The organism is Methylobacterium sp. PvR107, from assembly GCF_017833295.1.
In the GTDB taxonomy this organism is placed as follows: Bacteria; Pseudomonadota; Alphaproteobacteria; order Rhizobiales; family Beijerinckiaceae; genus Methylobacterium.
Genome location: NZ_JAFIBW010000001.1, coordinates 3762308 through 3782848 on the forward strand (window position 1 = coordinate 3762308; position 20541 = coordinate 3782848).

At 69.4% G+C, this 20541-nt stretch carries 17 protein-coding genes and 1 pseudogene; 7 read left to right on the forward strand and 11 right to left on the reverse strand.

The features are described from left to right. Positions 1-167: 167 nt before the first annotated feature. The 3 genes from JOE48_RS17675 (at position 168) to JOE48_RS17685 (ending at position 3335) form a co-directional block, all read left to right on the forward strand. A complete protein-coding gene (locus JOE48_RS17675) occupies positions 168-1139 on the forward strand; it encodes an ABC transporter permease (RefSeq protein ID WP_210031752.1) in 972 nt (323 codons plus the stop codon). A 238-nt stretch (positions 1140-1377) separates the two neighbouring features. Beyond that, complete coding sequence (locus JOE48_RS17680; RefSeq protein ID WP_210031753.1) at positions 1378-2358, forward strand: ABC transporter ATP-binding protein; 981 nt, start codon at positions 1378-1380, stop codon at positions 2356-2358. After that, a complete protein-coding gene (locus JOE48_RS17685; RefSeq protein ID WP_210031754.1) occupies positions 2355-3335 on the forward strand; it encodes an ABC transporter ATP-binding protein in 981 nt (326 codons plus the stop codon). The genes JOE48_RS17680 and JOE48_RS17685 overlap by 4 nt, the downstream gene beginning before the upstream one ends. A 248-nt stretch (positions 3336-3583) precedes the next feature. Here the strand turns inward: JOE48_RS17685 and JOE48_RS17690 are convergent, their stop codons facing one another. Continuing rightward, complete coding sequence (locus JOE48_RS17690; protein ID WP_312893279.1) at positions 3584-4021, reverse strand: VCBS domain-containing protein; 438 nt, start codon at positions 4019-4021, stop codon at positions 3584-3586. On the opposite strand from JOE48_RS17690, the pseudogene JOE48_RS17695 reads away from it, so the two are divergent. The 4 genes and pseudogenes from JOE48_RS17695 to JOE48_RS17710 form a co-directional block, all read left to right on the forward strand. After that, a pseudogene (locus tag JOE48_RS17695) lies at positions 3984-4529 on the forward strand (HlyD family efflux transporter periplasmic adaptor subunit); the annotation flags it as partial. The gene JOE48_RS17690 and the pseudogene JOE48_RS17695 overlap by 38 nt on opposite strands. 400 nt (positions 4530-4929) lie before the next feature. Beyond that, positions 4930-5853 carry a hypothetical protein gene (locus JOE48_RS17700; protein WP_210031756.1) on the forward strand — a complete coding sequence of 308 codons (924 nt, stop codon included), beginning with the start codon at positions 4930-4932 and terminating at the stop codon, positions 5851-5853. Between the two features lie 686 nt (positions 5854-6539). Next, complete coding sequence (locus tag JOE48_RS17705; RefSeq protein ID WP_210031757.1) at positions 6540-7886, forward strand: hypothetical protein; 1347 nt, start codon at positions 6540-6542, stop codon at positions 7884-7886. Positions 7887-8046: 160 nt separating this feature from the next. Beyond that, positions 8047-9288, forward strand: a complete 1242-nt coding sequence (locus JOE48_RS17710) for an acyltransferase family protein (protein WP_210031759.1) — start codon at positions 8047-8049, stop codon at positions 9286-9288. A gap of 203 nt (positions 9289-9491) precedes the next feature. Here JOE48_RS17710 and JOE48_RS17715 read toward each other — a convergent pair whose 3' ends face one another. The 10 genes from JOE48_RS17715 to JOE48_RS17760 form a co-directional block, all read right to left on the reverse strand. Then, entirely contained in the window at positions 9492-10898 is a 1407-nt protein-coding gene (locus tag JOE48_RS17715; RefSeq protein WP_245252870.1) for an amidase, read from the reverse strand. Between the two features lie 7 nt (positions 10899-10905). After that, positions 10906-11826 (reverse strand): DUF1028 domain-containing protein, encoded by a 921-nt coding sequence (locus tag JOE48_RS17720; RefSeq protein ID WP_210031763.1) that lies wholly within the window; start codon positions 11824-11826, stop codon positions 10906-10908. Positions 11827-11975: 149 nt separating this feature from the next. Beyond that, positions 11976-12707 (reverse strand): ABC transporter ATP-binding protein, encoded by a 732-nt coding sequence (locus tag JOE48_RS17725; RefSeq protein WP_210031766.1) that lies wholly within the window; start codon positions 12705-12707, stop codon positions 11976-11978. After that, complete coding sequence (locus JOE48_RS17730) at positions 12700-14505, reverse strand: ABC transporter permease subunit (protein WP_210031768.1); 1806 nt, start codon at positions 14503-14505, stop codon at positions 12700-12702. The genes JOE48_RS17725 and JOE48_RS17730 overlap by 8 nt, the downstream gene beginning before the upstream one ends. Further along, positions 14498-15331, reverse strand: coding sequence for a branched-chain amino acid ABC transporter permease (locus JOE48_RS17735; protein ID WP_210031770.1), 834 nt, complete (start codon positions 15329-15331; stop codon positions 14498-14500). Before JOE48_RS17735 ends, JOE48_RS17730 begins: the two co-directional genes overlap by 8 nt. A 254-nt stretch (positions 15332-15585) precedes the next feature. Then, the gene (locus JOE48_RS17740) at positions 15586-16740 is read right to left on the reverse strand and encodes a substrate-binding protein (protein WP_210031772.1); all 1155 of its coding nucleotides are present in this window, start codon (positions 16738-16740) and stop codon (positions 15586-15588) included. A gap of 37 nt (positions 16741-16777) precedes the next feature. Then, entirely contained in the window at positions 16778-17623 is an 846-nt protein-coding gene (locus JOE48_RS17745; RefSeq protein ID WP_210031775.1) for a nitrilase family protein, read from the reverse strand. A 174-nt stretch (positions 17624-17797) separates the two neighbouring features. Continuing rightward, entirely contained in the window at positions 17798-18424 is a 627-nt protein-coding gene (locus tag JOE48_RS17750) for an ANTAR domain-containing protein (RefSeq protein WP_210031777.1), read from the reverse strand. After that, a complete protein-coding gene (locus tag JOE48_RS17755) occupies positions 18421-19575 on the reverse strand; it encodes a transporter substrate-binding domain-containing protein (protein ID WP_210031779.1) in 1155 nt (384 codons plus the stop codon). Before JOE48_RS17755 ends, JOE48_RS17750 begins: the two co-directional genes overlap by 4 nt. 153 nt (positions 19576-19728) lie before the next feature. Further along, positions 19729-20172, reverse strand: a complete 444-nt coding sequence (locus tag JOE48_RS17760; RefSeq protein WP_210031781.1) for an MEKHLA domain-containing protein — start codon at positions 20170-20172, stop codon at positions 19729-19731. Positions 20173-20541 lie beyond the last annotated feature (369 nt).

The window sequence follows — 20541 nt, forward strand, 5'->3', positions numbered from 1 at the left end:
GAAGGCTTCGGTTGCCCGCCCCTCCACCGTCATCGCGAGCGGTGCGAAGCGACTCAGGGCAGCGCGCGTCCGGAGGGCGTGGCGCGCCTGGATGGCTTCGCACCGCTCGCAAGGACGGGGGCTGCCGCCCCGAAGGTTTCAACCGGACATGGCGTGAGAGGCGGCCGATGAGCGGATACGACCTCGACGCGGGCGATGCCCCGCCGGTCCCATTGCCGGAGGCGCCACCCTCCCGGCTCGCGCGCTGGCGGGATTCCGACCTTCTGGCCAACTTCCTGCGCTCGAAAACCGCTGTGGCGGCGCTGATCGCCACGGTCCTGATGGTCGGGCTCGCCTTCGCATCGCCGTGGATCGCCCCCCAGAATCCCTACGACCCGGCCCAGCTCGATTTGATCAACTCCAACCTGCCGCCGATCTGGCAGGCAGACGGTCAGGCGCCCTATTATCTCGGCACTGACGACCAGGGCCGGGACGTGCTCTCGGCGGTGCTGTACGGCCTGCGCCTGTCGCTGATCGTCGGCGTGCTCGGGGTGGTGACCTCCGGCATCCTCGGCATCGCGCTCGGCCTGATCGCCGGCTACGCGGGCGGGGCCGTCGACACGCTGATCATGCGGGTCGCCGACGTGCAGCTCACCTTCCCGGCGATCCTGATCGCCCTGGTGGTGGACGGCGTCGCCAAGGCGAGCTTCGGCAGCGCGCTCGATGTCGGGCCGTTGATCGGGCTGATCGTGGTCTCGATCGGCCTGTCCTTCTGGGTGCAGTACGCCCGCACCGTCCGCTCCTCCGTGATGGTCGAGAAGGGCAAGGATTACGTCCAGGCGGCCCGGCTGATCGGCCTGTCGTCCCCGGTGATCTTGGTGCGCCACGTCCTGCCGAACGTCACCGGCCCGGTCTTCGTCATCGCGACGATCAACCTCGCGCTCGCCATCATCACCGAGGCGACCCTGTCGTTCCTCGGCACCGGCCTGCCCGAGACCATGCCGTCGCTCGGCACGCTGATCCGCACCGGCAACCGCTTCCTGTTCTCCGGCGAGTGGTGGATCGTCGCCTTCCCGGGGCTGGCGCTCGCCGGACTGGTCATCGCCATCAACCTCTTGGGGGATTGGCTGCGCGACGCGCTCAATCCGAAGCTGCAATGATGGTGGATGTGATCGAGTCCTGGACGATCACCGCCGCCTCTCCCTCCCTCCTCTGCGGGGGAGGGCGGCCCCCGAAGGGGGTCGAGAGAGGGCACCCCGGCTTCCGGAATTGGCGCGGCCTTCATGACGGCCGGTGTGTCATCCTGCGCCGTCGCTCCCTTCTCCCGACCCCTGCTGACACAGGGGCCACCCTCCCCCGCAGAGGGGAGAGGGCGGGCGCGTGGCAGGACCGGACAGCATGACCGACACCATCCTCTCCGTGCGCGACCTGACGGTCGCCTTCGACACCCGCCGCGGGCCGCTCACCGCCATCGACCGGGTCTCCTTCGACATCGGCCGCGGCGAGATCCTGGGCGTCGTCGGCGAGTCCGGGGCCGGCAAGTCGGTGACCGGCTCGGCGGTGATCGGGCTGATCGACCGGCCCGGCCGGATCGCCGGCGGCGAGATCCTCTTGCGCGGCGCGCGCATCGACAACCTTTCCCCCGAGGCGATGCGGCGGGTGCGGGGCAGGCGCATCGGCATGATCTTCCAGGATCCGCTGACCTCCCTCGACCCGCTGTTCCGCGTGGGCGACCAGATCGTCGAGACCCTGCGCACCCACACCGACCTGTCGGCGAAGGCCGCCCGCACCCGCGCCATCGATCTGCTGGCCGAGGTCGGCATCCCGGCGCCCGAGCGGCGGATCGACGGCTACCCGCACGAATTCTCCGGCGGCATGCGCCAGCGGGTGGTGATCGCGCTCGCGCTCGCCGCCGAGCCGGAGCTGATCATCGCCGACGAGCCGACCACGGCGCTCGACGTCTCGGTCCAGGCCCAGATCATCACGCTACTGAAGCGCCTGTGCCGCGAGCACGGCACCGCGGTGATGCTGGTAACCCACGACATGGGCGTCATCGCCGAGGCCGCCGACCGGGTGGCGGTCATGTATGCCGGGCGGGTCGCCGAGATCGGCCCGGTCGCCTCGGTGATCGCCAAGCCGCACCACCCCTACGCGGTCGGCCTGATGGGGGCGATCCCGACCCTGTCGCAGGAGGCCAACCGGCTCAGCCAGATTCCCGGCTCGATGCCCCGGCTCACCGCCATCCCGCAGGGCTGCGCCTTCAACCCGCGCTGCCCGAAGGTGTTTTCACGATGCCGGGTCGAGCGGCCGGAGCCGATCCCGGTCGATGCGAGCCGGGTCGCCTGTCACCTGTACGATGCAGCGGAGCAAGCGGCGTGAGCGCCTACGTCGAAGTCACCGACCTGCGCCGCCGGTTCGATGTCTCGAAACCCTGGCTCAACCGGGTGATCGAGCGCGAGCCCCGGAAATTCCTCACCGCGGTGGACCGGGTCGGCTTCACGATCGAGAAGGGCGAGACCTTCGCGATCGTCGGCGAATCCGGCTCCGGCAAATCGACGGTGGCGCGGATGGTGGTCGGCCTGCTGCCGCCGAGCGCTGGCGAGGTGACGATCACCGGCGTCTCGATGACCGATCCGCGCCAGGCTGCCGCCCGGCGACGCCTGCGGGCGCGCATCCAGATGATCTTCCAGGACCCCTACGCGTCCATGAACCCGCGCTGGCGGGTGGGGAAGATCATCGCCGAGCCGATCCGGGCCTTCAACCTGATCCACGGCGAGGGGGCGATCCGCGCCCGGGTCAGCGAGCTGCTCGGCCTCGTCGGGCTCCACCCGGACGACGCGCGAAAATACCCGCACGAATTTTCCGGCGGCCAGCGCCAGCGGGTGGCGATCGCGCGGGCGCTGGCGAGCCAGGCGGAGTTCCTGGTGGGCGACGAGCCGACCTCGGCGCTCGACGTCTCGGTGCAGGCGCAGATCCTCAACCTGATGCGCGACCTGCAGGACCGGCTCGGCCTCACCTACCTGTTCATCTCCCACAACCTGGCCGTGGTCCGCCACATGGCGACCCGGGTGGGGGTGATGTATCTCGGCCGCCTCGTGGAGGTCGCCGCCGCCAAGGACCTTTTCGCCAGGCCCCGCCATCCCTACACGCGGATGCTCCTCGACGCGGTGCCCGACCTCGCCCATGTCGGCCGCGCCCGGGTGCCGGTCTCCGGCGAGATCCCGAACCCGATCGACCCGCCGCCCGGCTGCACCTTCAACCCGCGCTGCCCGCTGGCGAACGACCGCTGCCGCGCCGAGGTCCCGGCGCTCCGCGACGGCGTCGCCTGCCACGCCGTGCAGGAGGGGCGGGCCTGAGGGTCGGGCACGGACCCGTTCCGGTGCGCGCGCTCGCTGATGCGAGGGCGCGATCGCTCGAACAGGCGTGAACGCTTCGGCATACACCGGCGCGGCCGGCGCAACATGCAGCCTCCGCTGGACGAGGCTGGAGGGCGTACCGCACGAATCTCGGCCGGCCCGGCGACGCCTGCCCGGCGCCCGGGAGACGCCGGCGGTCAGGCGGAGCTGACCGTCGGCGCGAAGCCCGGTTTCGCGGTCTTGACCGATCAGATCTCGAACCCGGTCAGACCGTGACCATGATGCGTCTCGAGACCATGAGCATTGGCCGCGAGAGAAGGGTCGAGCGAGCCTGTGCTCGTGGTCCCGGTCTGCTCCGCATGGGGCTGTGTCGCACCCTCCTGTGTCGCTGATGCGGTGAGCACCTGCGTTGTCGGTGACGAGGCCGATCCCCGCACGGTGACGGTGACGCTCTGCTGGGCTGTGCCGCCGTGGCCGTCATCGACGGTGACGGTGAAGCGCTCGACCCGGGTCTGGCCCTGCTCGAGGGTTGCGACCGCGCTGTGGTCGACGCTGTAATCCCACGCGATGGTGCCGGAGCCGGTGCTGGATCCGGGCTCCTTGGCGATCCGGGCGGCGAGGCGGCCGACCGTGCCGTCGGCGGGGGTGACCGTGGTCGGCAAGGATCTGAGCGAGATCCGCGGCAAGTGGTCGGAACTGGTGGAGAAGCGGGTCGCGGCCGAGGATCAGCTCAAGCGCGTGGACCTGCGCGCGCCTCAGGACGGCGTGGTGCATCAGCTGGCCGTGCACACGATCGGCGGCCTGGTGACGCCGAGCGAGCCGGCGATGCTGATCGTGCCCAGCGGCGATCAGCTGGCGGTCGAGGTACGGATCCAGCCGCAGGACATCGACCACGTGTGTCCCGATCAGGCCGCGCTGCTGCGGTTCTCAGCCTTCAGCCAACGTACGACGCCGGAGATCGAAGGCCGGGTGAGTCGGGTCTCGGCGGACGTGAGTACCGATTCGAAGACTGGCGCCAGCTACTACGTGGCGCGGATCACGGTGCCGGAGGAGCAGCAGGCCCGCCTGGGTGAGGTGAAGCTGGTTGCGGGCATGCCGGTCGAGGCGTTCCTGCAGATCGGCGCGCGCTCGGTCATCAGCTACCTGACCAAACCGCTGACCGACCAGATCGCGAAGGCGTGGCGCGAGCGGTAGCGCCGGCCCGCCGCGCGGCATGCCCGAGACTTCGGCCCCCGTGCGGTTCTCCATCCGGCCGACGTTCGGCCGGCCGTTCAACGGCGGCGGATCGGATCCGGGTCGGGGTTGTTCGCGCGACGGCCGCAACCGACGAGGCCTGTACCAGCATCCAGATTTAATTGTTCGCCCCATCGAAAGTCATATTGTCGAAAAATGTGATGGTATATCTGAGTTTGGTCCCCAGATAATCGCTTTCTGCTTGATATAGCCCGCGAAAATGCGGTTATCTCGACGATTTTATCTTTCGAGATGGCGTGATCGATCTTTCCTGTGATTGAAAGGATCGCTTATCATGGGGTATGAATCGGCGGCGCGAGTTCTTCCGACGCACTTAAGCCTGTAAAATGGGGGATGTACCGTGACTCTGATTACAAAAAATGATTACGCCGGCCGTACCGACAGTTCTGCGCAGGGCCTGCATTTCATCACGGCCTCCGCGCGTCAACCGGCCAGGCAGGATGGGGACGAGGCCGGTGCCGGCAATGCGCCGCCTATCTTTGTATCCGACGACGTCAACTCGGCGTTTCTCGATGACTTCGTGAAGTCCGACATCGACGACATCGACGACGTCGCGACAGGGTGGCAGTCCATCTTTGCCCCTGTGCCCAAGGCGCGCGCGGATCAGTACGCCGTGCCCTCGGCCGATAGCAGCCACTTCAGCGCCTCGGGCGGGCATATGCAGGGCGTCGGAACCTCGTCCTCCGGCAGCCGCCACTTCGGCGCCGCCTCGGACGGGGACGCGCACGGCGTCGAGATCCCGTCCTCCGGCAATGGTCATCTGAGCAAGTCTTCGGACGGAAGTGCGCGCGCCGCTGGTGCTTCATCGGACGACAGCAAGCATGTCAAAATCAACGTGGCCGATGACAGCCTTCACAATGTTGATGCTCCGTCGTCCGTCAAATTCGGCACGCTGACAACCAGTGGCGAGAAGGCGCCCGAATGGACCGGGGACGAGATCTCTTCGGGCTCGAAGGTCGCCCGCAAGTCCGTCGGGGTCTCCGTCCATAATCACACGGAAAGCGAATCCTTTGTTCCCGCCGTGGATGATGATCACGGCGGCGCGATCGACCGCGCCGTGAGCGAATTGCTGCAGGGCTCCACATCGTCCTCATCCGCGGCACTGGGCGTGCGCGGCGATACGGTCTCTGATTTCACCCCGACTCAGAACCACATCAATACCGGCAGTCTGACGGATATCGGCGCGATTACAGGTTTCTCCACGGAGAGCGCTCACCCGGTAGACGTCCATCATGCTCTCGGATTGACCGGCTTCGAATTCTGATTCCGCAGCCGGCTTATTGTCCTTCCCGGTCTGGATGCCACGCGATCGGGAAGGGATGAAAGACGTGCTCGTCCGACAGGGATAGACAGGCGCTCGCGAGGGACATGACGTTCGCACGTCTGCAACCGACAGACGTCGCGACGTCTCGATGGGCGTACCGCCCGAACAAGCCCGACCGACCGATCCGCTGCGGGCCGGGATTTCGGCCGCGGCCCGCAGCACGATCCTGGCCTGCCCCGGCCGCGGCCGGCGCCCCAACAGGGTCTGACCTGGTTACCTGCTCGCCCGCACGCATGACCCGCCACGCCGCGCGGATGTCCAGGTTCGCGGCCGGTTCCGCAGCAGATGCTCGTTCGGGCCTGGGCGCCCGTTGCGGCACGCGCCGAAGCCGTTCTGCCGCGCTCTGCTCTCGCTGACCGGATCCGCATCCTCCCTCCGGTAATGGATGGGTTGCAGCTCCGGGGCGAAGACAACCGACGCGGTAAGGCTGTCCCGAAACGGCGTCCCGAAGCGCGGTAAGAACCGTCCCAAGGGCGGCCGCAAAGCATCTCTTTTCCCTCATCGGGTCCCAATTCGGAACACAAGGGTACTCAGTTCCCGGCCTGTGAATTGCTGGACTTCGACCATCCGACCGCGCGTCTCTTGCGGGCGAAGCTTGTCAGAGGCGGCAGAAGCGGTTGCGAGACATGGTCGCCAGCATGATGGACATGGATCGCAGGCTGATCCTCCGGGGGCTTGCCGCAACGGCGGCCGCGACGATGGCCGGTTCCTCCGCGCGGGCGGCTGAGCGCCGGACCTACGATGCGCCGCCGGAGCGGGCCGCCGATTTCGTCGGCCGGATCGGCGTCAATGTGCATCTGGCCCAGAAGGGCACCGTCTACGACAGATATTATGAGGGCTCGATCCTGCGGGCGATCGAAGATCTTTCGATCAAGCAGATCCGGCAAGGGGTCTACAGCCCGACGCCGGGTGTGACCGACACGTTGTACACGCGCATGCGCGAACTGGCGCGCCTCGGTTGCCGCTTCTCGGCGGTCTGCAACGATCCGAGCGATCAATACGTCACCACGCCCCCATCCGCACTTCCGCTGATCTACGAGCGATGTGACGGGGCGATCGACATCGTCGAGGGTGGGAACGAGCCCGCGCTCCTCGCAGACCCGACGCTCAATCCGACCCTGTCGTGGCTCCACCAGCGCGGCCTGCACGAGACCGTGCGCCGCGAGCTGGCCGGGTCGCGGATCGAGGTCGCATCGCCGAGCTACATCCAGGGCAACATCGCGCTGGCCAAACCCCTCGCGGGGTTCGCGGATCTGTCGAACCTCCACCCCTATCCGGGCATGGAGCATCCCGAGACGCAGGGGCCTGGGCGTCTGGGTGGCTTTCGCGCGGCGATGGTCCCGGTCTGCGGCGGCGTCGCGAGCCTCATCACCGAGACCGGCTATCACACGGCGCTCGCCACAGCGTCGGCGCATCTGCCGGTCTCCGAGGCGATCCGGGCGCGCTACATGCCGCGGCTGCTCCTGTTCGCCTACCTGGCGGGCATGCGGCGCACCTATATCTACGAACTCCGCTCCAGCTTCGGCCGCGGTCCGACCGATCCCGAATCCGCCTTCGGCCTGCTGACCCACGACGGCCAGCCGACGGCGGCGTACCGGGCCGTGAAGACGCTCATCGCCCTGTTCTCGGGGCCGCGCGGACCAGCCGCCCCGTCCCCGGGGCAGACGTCGCCCCGACCAATCGCCACGATCGGGAGCCACGAGGACGTCCAGGGGCAATGCTTCCGGCGCGAGGACGGAACGATCCTCCTGCCGCTCTGGCTGGGCGTCGCCGGTTGGGACAGGGGCGCGCAGGCGACGCGCGTCCCGGTGAGCCGTCCCCTGCGTCTCGAATGCGGGGGACGGCGGAACGCGCTGACCGTGCACCGCTTCGATGACGACGGCGGCAGCCGGGCGGTGTCCATGCCGCTCGAAGAGGGCGTGGGGCGGATCGAAATCTCCGATCGTCTCACGGTCCTGGAATTCGCGGCCTGACCCGCGTCGCGCGCAACGTCCTCAACATCTTCGACCGTCGGCGTAAACCTTAATGCAATCTATAAATTGCCCAGCCCTGTCTTGGTGATTACCGTATCAGTGCTTTATCGATCGCCAATGTAGTGAAGCGATACCGCCTCGAACCGAAGAGCTTAGATCCATGCCGCAACTCGGCTCGATCACTGACCGTGTGCGGGGATCCTTTCCGGCCCTCGGCCGGCGCGCGCCCGATCTGGCTCAGCAGCTGGACGCGCATGGCGGGATCGGACCCGGCTTCCATCTCCTGCGGCACGTGCTCTCGGTGCTCATCCTCGCGCACCATTGCCGCGTCGCGGTCATCGGTGCGGTGAATCCTGGACAGGAGACGCTCGAGACCGGCGCGGCCGCGGCCGGCGCGACAATCGTGGCGATCGGCCATGGCAAGGTCCTGGGCGGGTTTCTCCAGCCGTTCCTGTACGCGCTCGTCGGCATGTTCTTCGCCCTCAGCGGCTTCCTGATCGCCGGGAGCGCGTTGCGCACCGGCAAGGTCGGCCCGTTCCTGGCCAACCGAGGGCTGCGGATCCTGCCCGCGCTCACGATCGAGGTGACGCTCTGCGCTTTGGTGCTGGGGCCGTTCTTCACCACGCTTCCGCTGCGGCAATACTTCTCCGACCCGCTGTTCCTGAGCTACTTCGGCAACATCGTCGGTCACGTCTCGTTCGTGCTGCCGGGGGTCTTCCAGGACAATCCGTGGCCTTCGGTCGTCAATACCAATCTCTGGACGCTGCCGCCGGAGTTCTGGTGCTACCTGATCATGCTCGGGCTGATGATCAGCGGCGTGCTCGCGACGCCGATCCGACTCACGGGGGCCGTCATCGGAATCGCGGCGATCGCCCTGGGACTCGGTCTCTACGATCCGTCAACCTACACGGTGCGTCACGACAACACGCATTTCACCACGTGGTACATCGTGCTGATGTTTTTCTTTGGCGTCGTCCTGTTCCTGAACGCGCGACGCGTCGTGATGAATTTTTGGATCTTCCTGGTGTGCGGATCGCTATACTACGTCATGATGATGGCCGATGTTCTCGGCGTCGTCAGCGGCATGCTTCTGACGTACTGCATGGTCTATATCGGCATGCAGAACTTCCGCTGGTTCGACCGGATCATCAAGAAGGACCTGTCATACGGCATCTACCTGTACGGCTTCCCGCTCACGCAGGCCACCGTCGCGCTCCTGCTTCCGCACCTCGCCGACGTCCCCAAAGCGGTCTGCTTCGCCGTGATCTTCCCCGTGGTGCTGTTCCTGACCGGATCCTTCGCGTCGATCTCGTGGGACTACATCGAGAAGCCGGCGCTCAAGCTCCGCCGCTTCCTGGTGCGCAAACCGCGGCCGCCGGCCAGCGTCGCCCAGGCGGCCTGAGACGGGTTCCGTCCGAAGGCTTCGGTCGATGCGTTTCGTACCGTCATCACGAGCGAAGCAACGTGACCCAGGGCAGCGCGCCGCCGGGATCGGGGCGCCGCCGGGCTGGCTTCGCTCCGCCCGCACAGACGGCGGGCCCAAAAACGGGATGCCGGGGTGGTGCGCGGTCACGTGGTCCGGAACCTGCCCTCGGGACGAGCCTGCTAAATCCCGTTCGCCGAGGGCGGGACCCGGCTGCACCAGTCGTGGGCGCGCTCGTACTGGTGCGCGATCCGAAGAAGCGTGGTCTCGGCGAAGGGCCGGGCGGCGATCTGCAGGCTGATCGGCAGGCCGGCCCGGTCGAAGCCGCAAGGCAAGGCGAGGGCGGGCAGCCCCGTCAGGTTGAACGGGTAGGTCAGGCGCCAGGATGCCGCCAAGACGCTTTCTTCCCGCCCCCCGAGCGTGACGGTGGCGGAATCGGTCTTCCAGGCAGTGAGGGGCGTGGCGGGCGTGATGATCGCGTCGGCCTCCGCCAGCACAGCGGCCATCTCGGCCATGATCCGGGCCCGCACCTGCTCGGCCCGCAGGTAGTCCGGTCCGGTCACGAACCGGCCCATCTCCACCAGATCCCGGACATCGTCGGCGAAGCCCGCCACGTGGCCCTGCGCGAGGCTGCGGTCGTGGTAGGCGGTCGAGGATGCCAGCTCGATGGCGTAGATGGCGCCGAGCCCGTAGCGCAGGGACGGCACCGTGACGTCCGTCACCGCGCAACCCTGGCCGGCGAAGAAGCGGATCGCGTCCTCGACGGCGGCGCCGATGTCCGCGTCGACCGCGTCGAAGAAGTGGTTCCGGATCACCGCGATCCGCAGGCCCCGGACCGGCTGGTCGAGGCCGGCCGTGTAGTCCGGCACCGGTGCCGACGAGGCTGCGGGATCGCCGGCGTCCGGGCCGGCCAGGATCTGCAGCATCAGGGCGGCATCGGCCACCGTCCGGGTCAGCGGCCCGGCATGGTCGAGGGACCAGGAATGCGGCACGATCCCCGACCGCCCGATCCGGCCGTAGGTCGGCTTGAGGCCGACCACGCCGCACAGGGCGGCCGGGATGCGGATCGAGCCGCCCGTATCCGAGCCGAGGGCGGCCGGACAGAGGCGGGCGGCCAATGCGGCCCCCGAGCCGCCGCTCGAGCCGCCCGGCACCCGCGCCAGATCCCACGGGTTGCGCGCGCGCGGCGTGACGGTGCCCCAGGCGAATTCATGCATGGCGAGCTTGCCGAGGATCACCGCCCCGGCCGCGCGCAGCTTCGCCACGCAGTGGCTATCCTCCATCGGGAAGGTCAGGGCCTCGACCGCGGTGCCCGCCCGGGTCGGCAGGTCGGCCGTGGTGTAGTTGTCCTTGATGGCGACCGGGATCCCGTGCAGCGGACCGCGCGGGCCGGTCCGGGCGATCTCGGCATCGGCCGCGCGCGCCGCGTCGCGGGCGGTCGGCGACAGGCAGACGAAGCTGTTCAGGTCGCCGTCCAGGCGTTCGATCCGGTCCAGACAGGCATCCACCAGCTCGGCGCTCGACAGCTGCCGCGCCGCGATCCGGGGCGCGAGGTCCGTGATCGGTCTCTGCCAGAGGGCGTCAGTCATGGGCGCGTCAGTCATGGGGCACCGGGCGGTACGGCAGGCTCGGGTCGAACACGATCGGCGGGTGGATCTGCGCCAGATCGAGGCTGCGCAGCATCGCGATCTCGGCGAGCACCGGGGCGAACTGCGCGAGGAGGTGCGTGATCCGCGCGGGCTCCTGGCGTAGGCCGATGACATCGCTGATCAGGTCGGGGGCGCCCGTGGGGACCGCGCCAGGCCGCTGCCCGGGCGGTTCGAGCAGCATCGCCACCACGTCGTCCGGCAGCGCGCCAGACGGCCCGTCCCTGCGCGGCATGCCGGCCACGAAGGGCACCAGCTGCCGGCGCGCGACTTCGAGCACGCGGCGCAGCTCCGCCACCGGCTCGGCGTGCTCGTCGACGCGCAGGTCGAGGAGCGGGTAATCCTCCCCGGCGACGATCCGGAGCGCCGCCGATTGCTTGCCGCGCCTGTCGCCGCCCGCGGCGTCGCCAGCCTCCAGGACCCGCATCAGCCGCGCGTCGAGAGCGCAGGCGGCGCTTCCTTCGAAGGCCACGGCCATGGCGTCGATCACGCCGCGCGAGGCCAGCATGTTGCCCTGCACGGCATAGTCCGCCCCGGTGCGGTGGCCGGCCACCTGCGTGCAGCCCGCTCCGGTCCAGGCGGCGGCGGTGCCGTGCGCGTCGACCAGCCCGAGCTGCCGCAGGTCCGGCCGGTCGTCGGTGGCGAGGGCCGCCGCGAGGGCCGCGTCGGGCGCCCGCCCCCCGGCGAGACCGTCGAGGATGCGGGCCGCGAGGTAGGGATTGACCCAGGATTGGGTGGAGACGGCGCCGATCCCCGCCTTGATGTACGGGCAGAGGCTGCCCACGGCCGGAACCGCGCTCGCCACCGCCACGCCGAGCTGCCCGGTCCGGGAACAGCGGGCGACGATCGAGAAGGTGTTGAGTTCGCTCATGGTCCTTCGGCTCCCTTCGCGCTGATCCCCAGGCAAGGCCGTCTTTGCGAGCGGGGCGAAGCACCACAGCAGCGCCCTGTTCGGTAGCGTGGCGCGGCCCTGGGTCGCTTCGCTGCGCTCGCGATGACGGAGTTGGACCGGGGACCGCCTCACACCGCCAGATGATCGATGACGCGGGCCGTCGCGTCCGGCGCCTTGGCCGGACCGCTGTCGACGATCTCGCCGAGCTTGAGCACCGCGTAGCGGTCGGCCAGTCCCAGGGCGAAGGCCACATGCTGCTCGACCACCAGCATGGACACGCCCGAATCGCGCTCGGCCTGGAGGACGCCGCGCAGGCGCTCGACCATCGAGGGCTGCACGCCCTCGGAGATCTCGTCGATCAGCAGCAGGCGCGGGCGCAGCATCAGGGCGCGCCCGAGGATCAGCATCTTCTGCTCGCCGCCCGAGAGCGTGCCGGCGCGCTGGGCGAGCCGGTCCTTCAGGAACGGGAAATGGCCGAACAGCCGCTCCAGGGCCTCCGGCAGAACCCGGTCCGACGGCACCGCGAGGCGCAGGTTGTCGCGGATCGACAGGTCCTGGAACAGGGGCTGCTCCTGCGGCGCGTAGCCGACGCCGAGCGCCACGAGGCGGGCGGGCGACAGGCCGGCGAGCCCCTGGCCCCCGATCGTGACCGCGCCGCCCCGCAGGGCCACCATCCCCAGGATGGTCTTGAGCAGGGTGGTCTTGCCCATGCCGTTCTTGCCCAGCAGGGCGACGATCTCGCCCGGCTGCACCGACAGGGACACGTCCTTCAGGATCGAGACGGCCCCGTAGCCGCTCGACACCCGCTCGAGGGCGAGCGCGGCTCCGGTCGGTTCGCTCCGTCGCGCTGCCTCAGCCATGGGCACCTCCCGAATAGATGGTCCGGACCAGCTCCGAGCCGACGACCTCCTCGACCGTGCCGTCGAGGACGAGCCGTCCCTGGTGCAGCACGACGATGCGCGAGGAGATCTCGCGCACGAAGTCGAGGTCGTGCTCGACCAGCACGGCGGCGATCCCGCTCTCGGCCGTGAGCGCCTTCAGCACGGTCCCGATGGTGGTGCGCTCGCCCTTGGTCAGGCCGGCGGTGGGCTCGTCCAGCAGGATCAGGCGTGGCTCGAGCGCCACCACCATGGCGAGTTCGAGCGCCTGCTTCTGGCCGTGCGACAGGAGCCGCGTCGGCTGCGTAAGCAGGTGATCGAGGCCGGTCATCCGCAGCACGTCGAGGGCGGCCTTGGGCAGGCCCAGCGTCGCGGCCTGCCCGACCGGGCTCAGGCCGTCATGCGGCGCCCGGGCGAGCCGCAGGCAATCGGCCACCGACAGGCTCTCGAACACGCTCGCGACCTGGAACTTGCGCCCGACGCCGAGGCCGACGACGCGGTTCGGCGTCAGCCCCTTGATCGGGGTCCCGCCGATCGCGATCGATCCCGTGAAGGGCTCGGTGCCGTCGCTGAGGCAGCGCATCAGCGTGGTCTTGCCGGCGCCGTTGGGGCCGACGAGGCTGACGAGCTCGCCCGCCCGGATCTCCAGGTCGATGGCCTCCAGGACCGTCAGGCTGCCATAGGCCTTGGCGAGCCCCGCGACCGCGAGGATCGGGCCGTCCGTGGCGGCAGCGATTCCGGCCTGCCGCGCCACCAGGGTGGGGGCGGTGCGTCCCGACCGGCCGAACGGCAGCGCCCGCCACAGGCGGCCGACCAGGTCGGCCAATCCGCCCGGCAGCAGGATGATGATGACTACGAAGGCCGTGCCCAGCAGGAGCTGCCACAGGAACGGCAGGTCGCCCGAGAGGTTCGCCGCGAGGTAATCGATGGCGATCGTGCCCAGCACCGGGCCGAGCAGCGTGCCGCGGCCGCCGAGCGCCACCCAGATCACCAGCTCGGTCCCGAACAGGAAGCCGGCATTCTCCGGGGCGACGACCCCCGACGCGTTGGCGAACAGGAAGCCCGCGAGTCCGGCGATTGCGGCGAGCGCAGCGGTCAGCAGGATCTGCAGGCGGCGGGGGTTGAGGCCGAGATAGGCGCAGCGCGCCTCGTTGTCGCGCACGGCCACGAGGGCGCGGCCCCGATCCGAGCGCACCAGGATCCAGGCCGCCAGCGTGACGACGATCAGGAACAGGGCCGCGAGACGGAAATAGCCCTCGATCTCGAACGGCAGCACGTCGAAGCCGACGAGGCCGCTGCTGGAGCCGGTCCATTCGCCGCCCGAGTAGATGAGCTGCACCACCACGATCGGGACGACGAGCGAGATCACCGAGGCGTAGAGCGGCGTCGAGCGGTGATAGAAGGACAGCCACCCGACCGCGAGACCGAGCAGGGCCGGCGCGACGAGCGCGGCCGCGACCGCCGCGGCGATCCCGAGCGGCGTCGCCCCGTAGGCGGTGAGGATCATCGCGGTGGCGTAGGCGCCGACGCCGAAGAACGCCGCCTGCCCGAAGGTCAGGATCCCCGCGAAGCCCCAGAGCAGGTCGACCGTGACCGCCAGCACCGCGTAGATCATCGACCGGGTCAGGACGTTGACCGCGAAGGTGTCGAGGAACAGCGGCGCGAGCCAGAGCGCCAGGGCCGCCAGCGCCGCGACCACGAAGGGCGCGGCGCGCGCGAGGCGCGGCCGCCCGCGGGGAGGCGCGGCGACGCGCGCGGCTGCGGGGACGGTCTCAAGCACGGGAGAAACCTTTCGGGCTGATCCGCAGCACGAGGGCGGCCAGCACCGCGATGGCGATGCTGCCCAGGATCGGGCTCACGAAGGTGCTGATCAGGACCTGCACGGCCCCGAAGACCAGGCAGGCCGCCGCGAGTGCCAGGTACGAGGCGTCGGCGACCATCACCAGCATGAAGGCGCCGATCAGCCAGGAGACGCCCATGTTCGGGTCGACGCTGGTGAGCGGCGTCAGCAGGACGCCCGCCAGCGCCGCCAGGCCGGCGCCGATCATGAACACCACGAGGCGCACGCGCCCCGTGTCGATGCCGAGGCTGCGCGCCAGGGTCTCGTTCATGATCACCGCCCGGGCCGAGAGCCCGAGCCGGGTCCGCTCGATGGTCAGCGCGAACAGCGCGCCGATGGCCAGCGCGATGCCCAGGGCGACGAGCCGGTAGGCGGAATAGTCGACGCCGAGGATCTCGACGGTGCCCGAGAGCAGGTTCGGGGTGAGCTGGACGTCGCGGCCGAAGCCCAGGGTGATGAGCTGCCCGACCACGATGCCGAGCCCCCAGGTGGCGAGGATCGCGTCGAGGGGCCTGCGGTAGAGCGGGCGGATGATGAAGTGCTCCGCGAGCCCGCCGAGCAGGGCGCCGACCACGAAGGCGAGCGGCAGCGCCGCCCAGGGATTGAGCCCGAGCTTGGCGGTGACCACCGCGCAATAGGCGCCGACCGTCAGCCACGCCCCGTGGGCGAAGTTGATGATCTTGAGTACGCCGAAGATCGCCAGGAGGCCGATCGAGACCACGAACAGGATCGCCGCGGTGGTCAGGATGTCGAGGGTGAGCAGCATCGGGAGGTCCGGGTGCGCGGGAACGGAAAGGCACGGCGGGCGACGCTGCGCCCCCTTCCCCCTCTGCGGGGGAGGGTGGCCCTTGCGTCGGCAGGGGTCGGGTGAGGGGAACCCCGCTTCCAGAAAAGACGCGCCCGGCATGGCGGGATGAGGCCCGTCCGGCACCGTCGCTGCCCTCTCCCGGCCCCCTTCGGGGGGCCCCCTCCCCCGCAGAGGGGGGGAGGGGAAGCGGGGGCTTCCTCAGTCCCCTCCGCTCACGGCAGCTTCGGGCACTGCTCGCCGGGATCGACGTCCTTGAAGGTCCCGGCGACCTTCACCGATCCGTCCGCCTGGATCTGGCCGAGATACATGGTCAGCGGCGCGTGGTGCTGCTTGCTCATGCGGATCGTGCCCCGCGGCCCGGTGAAGCTCACCGTCGGCAGCGCCTCCAGCACCTTGGCGGTCTCGGTCCCGCCCGCCTTCTCGGCCGCGGCCTTGTACAGGTAGATCGCCTCGTATTCCGGCACCGAGAGGTCGTTCGGCGTGCGCAGTTCCGCACCGAACTTCTTCTTCATGGCCGCCAGGAAGGTCTTGTTCTCCGGGCTGTCGATCCCGGTGACGTAGGAGGCCGAAAGGTAGACGCCCTCGGCGTCCGCGCCCATGCTCTTGGCGGTGCCCTCGTCCAGCGCGAGGTTGGCGAAGGGCAGCGTCACGCCCGCGCCGCGCAATTGCTTGGTCAGCGTGACGTTCGGCGCGCCGCCCGCGGTCGAGGTGATCAGCGCGTCGGGCTTGGCCTCCTTTAGCTTCGAGATGATCGCCGTCCAGTCGCTGCCGTCCATCGGCAGGTATTCCTCGCCCAAAACCTTGCCGCCGGTCTTCTCGACGTAGCCCTTGGCGAAGCCCAGCATGCCGCGGCCGAAGGCGTAGTCGCTGCCGATCAGGAAGTAGGTCTTGGCGCCCTTCGCCTTGAACGCATCCACCACCGGCGGCACCTGCTGCTCCGGCACCCAGGCATCCACGAACATGTTCCTGTTGCAGGAATGGCCCTCGTAGAACGAGGTGTAGATGTAGGGCACCTTCCCCTTGGTGACGGCGGGCAGGCCGGCATTGCGGGCCGCGCTGGTCTCCATGGAGATCAGGACGTCGACCTTCTTCTGGTAGATCAGGCTGTCGAAGGCCTTCTGGGCGCCGGCCGCCCCGGAGGCGTCGTCGGCCACCTCCAGGGCGAGCTTGCGGCCGAGCACGCCGCCCTGGGCGTTGATCTCCTCGACGGCGAGTTCGGCCGACTGCACCACCGACGGCGCGACGACGCTGTTGGCACCCGACAGGCCGATCGGGATGCCGATGACGATCGGCTTGCCGTCGGCGGCCTGCGCGGCCGAGGCGGCCAGCGCGAGCGTCGCGGCGCCGACGAGGGACCATTTCATCATGAACGAACTCCTTGGATAACGACGGGGCGAAGCGGGATCAGCCGTAGATGTCGGTGCGGCGGTCGCGCAGGAGGGAGTTGAACGCGTTCAGGTCCTTGCGGCCGGCCGCGTCGAGGTCGACCAGTGCCGAGAGGGTCTCGGTCCGGTCGCGGCTCGCCGGGCCGGCCAGCGGCCAGCCCTTGGGTCCGATGATCAGGCTCTGGCCCTCGAAGGGCTGGCCGCGCTCGATGCCGACCCGGTCGGCGCAGGCGATGAAGAGGCCGTTCGTGTGGGCGGCGGCCCGGTGCAGGGTGTTGGCCATGGCGGCCTCGCCCTCGGGCTGGTCGGGCATCGGCACCCAGTTGGTCGGGATGCAGACGATCTCGGCGCCGCCGAGCGCGAGCTGGCGGAAGGTCTCGGGGAACCAGCCGTCGTAGCAGATCGCCACGCCGACCTTGCCGAGCGCCGTGTCGAAGACCGGGAAGCCGAGGTCGCCCCTGGCGAAGAACACGTTCTCCTGATCCCAGAGATGCGCCTTGCGGTAGGTGCCGATATAGCCCTCCGGCCCGACGATCACGGCGGCGTTGTAGAGGGTGTCGCCTGCGGATTCGGCGATTCCCGCCACGATGTGCACGCCGAGCTCCGCGGCGAGCGCCGCCCAGGCCCGGGTCGTCGGGCCGTCCGGCACCGGCTCGGCCAGCGCGGCGGCTTCCGCGGCGGATTCGAACACGTAGCCGGTGCTGGCGAGTTCGGGCAGCACGATCAGGCGGCTGCCCGCGGCGGCGGCGGCGCGGACGAGATCCGACGCGCGCGCCATGTTGGCGCCGACGGCGCCGAAGATCGGCTCGAACTGGATGCAGGCCACCCGGACGGGCGGGCGCGCAGGATCGTTCGCTTGGATCATGAGAGCTCCAAAACGCAAAAAGCCCCTGGGCGCGGAGACAATCATCCGCGAACCAGAGGCTTCAAAGCCAAGATGTAGTGCAGCAATCCTGCTGCGGGGCAACCTTGCCCGATAAGACTAGGATACGCGTCGCGACATGGACCGCAAGACCATAAATGCGGCAGGCTGCTGCGATCAGGTCTTTTCCGCCAACGCGATGCGCAGGCCGAGACCGCTCATCGCCTCGTGCGCCGCGACCACGCTCTCGGCGACGCTCGCCATCGGGACGCGGGAGGCGGTGGCCCGGTCCCGGAGCATCTTGTAGGCGGCGTCCTCGTCGATCCGGTTGAGGTCCACCAGCAGCCGGACCGCCTTCTCGACGGTGCGGCGGCCCTTCATGGTCTCCTCCAGGCGGTTGATCTTGCTGATCAGCCGTCCCTCGTAGCCGCGCCGATAGCGGGCCAGGGCGAACTGGGTCAGCACGCCGCGCGGATGGAGCGGCTTGTTCAGCACGCCGTGGGCGTTGACGTCGGCGATCGCCTTCAGGGAGGTCGGGCTCTCGTAGGCGACGATGGCGATGACGGCCGGTTCGCTCTCCTCGATCGACGGCAGGAGGTGCATCACCTGCGCGTCGTCGAGCTGGATGAACAGCGTGTCGATGTCGGGCGGCAGCGCGGCGGGCGGCGGCCACGCGAGCGAGACCGCGCAGCCGAGGCGGCGCAGCTGCTCGAGGAGCGCGGCGCCCTCCTCGTCGCGGGGGTGGATGACGAGGGCGCGGGCCCGCCGCAGGTCGTCCAGGATCTTGCGGGCAGGCGCGGTCACGCGGCCATCCCTTCGTCCAGCCAGTTCGTCTCGAAGCGGGACCAGGCCAGATAGGGATCGGGCCGCACCGGCCGGCGCGCCCGCCAGACGACGTCGAACTGCCCGTCGCTGCGGGCGACCCCGATGCCGGGGGTAAGCCAGATGTGCCGCGTCTCGCCGTCGAAGGCCAGCTCGCCCTCCGGTGCCGCGATCCGCTGCCGCAGGGCCGCTGCGCCGAGGCGCTCGGCGTCGAGCGTTCCGGCCTCCGCGAGCGCCCGGGCGAAGAGGTGGACCTGCGCGTAGGCCGTCTCCGACCACATGCTGGTCGGCCGCTCGGCCCCGAACCGGGCCTGGAAGGCGTCCACGAAGCGCCGGTTCGCGTCGCCCGCGAGCGCCGAGAAGTAGGAGGCCGCGAGGACGTGGCCGCTGCAGAGTTCGGGGCCGATCGCCCGGATCTGCCCCTCCGCGAGGGTCAGGCTGGCGATCGGGCAGCGGGTCCGGTCGATCCCGGATCCGGCATAGGCGCGGTAGAGGCGCTCGGCGCCGCGCCCGACCACGGTCGAGAACACCGCGTCCGGCGCGGCGTGGCGGATCTCGGTGATCATCGCGGCGTGGGCGGCGTCGTCCGCGTCGAGGGGCGCGTAGAGCTCGCCGACGATGGCCCCGCCCTTGGCCTCGATGAGGTCGCGCATCACCCGGTTCGATTCGCGCGGGTAGATGTAGTCCGATCCGATCAGGAAGATCCGCGGTCCGTGCTCCTGGAGCAGGTAATCGGCCAGGGCGAAGACGTTCTGGTTGAGGGTCGCGCCCGTGTAGACGATGTTCTCCGAATACTCGAAGCCCTCGTAGATCGACGGATACCAGAGCAGCCCGTTGTGCCGCTCCACGGTCGACAGCACCGACTTGCGGCTGGCCGAGAGCGAGCATCCGAACACCACCTCGGCGCCATCCTCGGCGAGCATCCGGCGGGCGTAGGCGCGGTAGGCGTCGGTGTCGCCGGCCGGATCGTAGCAGATCGGCGCGATCGGGCGCCCGAGCACGCCGCCCGCATTGTTGATCTCCTCGATCGCCAGGGCGGTGCCGAGGAAATGCTCGGTCTCGGTGATGCCGCTGACGCCGCTGCGGGAGAACAGGACTCCGACGCGCCAAGTCGCTTCGTCCCTGCCTGGCATGGCATCCTCGCGGTGCTGTGGCGGTCCGCCCAGCGGGACGCTGTGCGCAGCCCCGTCCTATCGCAGGCGCGACGATCTTGGGAAGCAAGCCGTCCGGGCGGCGGCCATGGTGGTCGAGCGCGGCTGGTGGCCGATCGCGCCGTGCCCCCGCGGTCAGGCGTCGCGCCACTCGGAGAACGTCGCGGCCTGACCGACGATGACGCCGTCGCGGTCGAGCTGCCAGACCACCGCCCGCTCGATCCAGAACCGCCGTCCGTCCTTGGCGATGCGCAGGCCGCGATAGCCGCGGCTGAAGCCGTCCCGGGTGACCGCGTCGAGGAGCCGTTGCCGCTCGGCGCGCTCGGGCGCCTCGGCCGAGAGCCGTGACGGCAGGCCGACGAGTTCCGCCCGCGTATAGCCGAAGCAGGCCTGGGCCGCCCGGTTCGCATAGGTGAAAAGCGGATCCGCACCGCCATCGTGGGCGAGCACCACGAAGGGCGCCTGCCCGTAGAGCCACGCCGCGTCCGCCCCATCCGGCACCAGGGCTTCACCGAGCCGCCGCGCGTAGCTGCCCGTGAGCACGGCGAAGTAGTCGGGATCGTGCGAGAGGTCGCGCATGGCGCCCTTCTTGGCCGGAACCGCGCCGATTCGCATGTGCGGTAGCGCAAGGCTGCCGCACGGCCCCGCTCAGACCTCGACGCGTCTCTCCCATCCCCGCAACAGGGGGAGGGAGGGCGCGTGCCGCATCCAACGTGCCAATCCGTTCGAATGGCCCACGCGGAGAGGCGGCCTCGGCCCGCGGCACTTGAACATCGTTGGTGTACGGGCGGGAGCATCGGCCCGAACCGCGATGTGTAAGGACAGGATGAGCAGAACAGCGTTCATCAGTTTGCGATGACGTTCATTCGAAAAATGAATGATAATAAAAGAAATCCGTCTGTTCTATGAATTGAGTAAGGTAGAATACATTCCGAAATAGAGTTTCCT